The 1422-nt window shown below is 64.5% G+C and carries 3 protein-coding genes; 2 read left to right on the top strand and 1 reads right to left on the bottom strand.

Annotated features, from left to right (window positions below; all coding sequences use genetic code 11):
• Both VA603_RS11380 and VA603_RS11375 read left to right on the top strand, forming a co-directional pair.
• Positions 1–378 (top strand): cupin domain-containing protein (locus tag VA603_RS11380; protein WP_486679295.1); only part of this gene is annotated, 378 nt, incomplete at its 5' end.
• A gap of 283 nt (positions 379–661) precedes the next feature.
• Positions 662–1066, top strand: coding sequence for a hypothetical protein (locus VA603_RS11375; RefSeq protein ID WP_323438906.1), 405 nt, complete (start codon positions 662–664; stop codon positions 1064–1066).
• 186 nt (positions 1067–1252) lie between these two features.
• On the opposite strand, the gene VA603_RS19545 is transcribed toward VA603_RS11375, so the two are convergent.
• On the bottom strand, positions 1253–1422 hold a 170-nt coding region (locus VA603_RS19545; protein ID WP_425603695.1), incomplete at its 5' end, for a DUF6537 domain-containing protein.

Here is a 1422-nt window from a genome sequence, read left to right as displayed (position 1 = left end):
GGCGTCAACTATCTGCTGGTAACGCTGCGCCCCGGTGAACGCTGGACGTATCGTCCGCCGAGCGGCCACGATGTGGGCTGGCTGGCGCTGGCCAAGGGACAGCTGGATGCCGGAACGCGGGTCGAGGCCGGAGAAATGGTGGTTTTCGAGCCGGGCGAAGTTCCGATCGTGCTGCAGGCCTCCGGCACTACGGATGCAGTATTCGTGCTGGGCTCTGCCGCGCCGCATCCGCATCACTTGCATCTGGGCTCCTATTCGGTGCACACGTCCGAGCAGGCGCTTGAAGCCGGCGAACGCCGCATCGCGGAGATTGGTCGCAGGCTGAAGGACGCCGGAGACCGCACCACTTCCGTTGGGACAGTGCCAGTGTTCCGCTGAAAGATGGGTTGTCTGATTGCGTGATCGAATTTCGCAATCTGCACATCGAGGCAAGTTGAAGCGGACGTCACGATGTCCGCTTCTGGCCGGAAGCAGACTTGGAAGATAAAATCAAGACCGGCGTCACGCCGCTGAGCACCGGGCATGACCAGCGCCGCATTGCTGGCCAAGCCCAACGCTTCCAGAATCAAGCGGCAGCAAGCGCAGGGCCCACCCGCTGGCGGGCTGCACATGCACCATGCAATGGATACTTCAGCTCACCACCAACGGAAGGTCGGGTCACATGTTCAAGATCGTGGTTGTTGCAGCATTTCTGTTGATCGCCAACAGCGCACTGGCGCGTGATCGCCCGATCCAATCATGCGAGAAGGCGCCGCTTCTAGCGGAAATCCAGAAACGCGTCCCGGACCACGTCCTCGGCGAATCGGCCGACGTGAAGCCTGCGCCGGTGGGGACGCTGCCGACGTTTCCCCGTGGCATCTGGATGCGTTCGGGGAGCAACCTGACCTGCGTCGTGGTGGCGCTGGATGCCGCTGGAACACCGCAGGATGCCGTCGTTTCCTATCCGTCCCGGTTCGCGTTGACCGAGCAGGAGAAGCAGATGGTGCTGTCCGTCCAATGGACGCCGGCGCAGGTGGGTGGGCAGGCGCGGCCGTCGCTGGTCTCCATGGATTTCCGGACGCGCTGACAGGCGACCCGCTTCCCCGACCCGCAGCTTCCCGGCGAACGGCCGGGCGGCTATGCGAACAGGTTGTGCATGCCCCATGCAGCCTGAGCAGGAAACGCGTCGTCGCCGGCGCTGGCTCGCCCGCTTCGGTGATCATGCGCCACCTGCATCGCCTTTCCGGGGCAATACAGGCGGCGCATCATCGGCTTACGCCATCTGCACGATATGCAGCGCCTTCGGGTTGCGCCACGTTGCCAGCAGCGCCGCTTCGCGGGCCTTGGCTTCGTGCAGGTGCGCTTCCTTGACGTGGCCGTAGCCGCGGATGTGCTCGGGGATGCTGGCGATGTCCACCGCCAGCGCCAGCCGGCGCGCATCCA

This window comes from Stenotrophomonas capsici, from assembly GCF_034961085.1.
Lineage (GTDB): Bacteria > Pseudomonadota > Gammaproteobacteria > Xanthomonadales > Xanthomonadaceae > Stenotrophomonas > Stenotrophomonas capsici.
This window is presented reverse-complemented; position numbering and strand designations above follow the sequence as displayed.

What these genes read in the sequence shown, in the direction of transcription:
- VA603_RS11375 (WP_323438906.1), top strand. Translation starts at nt 662, where the DNA reads ATGTTCAAGATCGTGGTTGTTGCAGCATTTCTGTTGATCGCCAACAGC.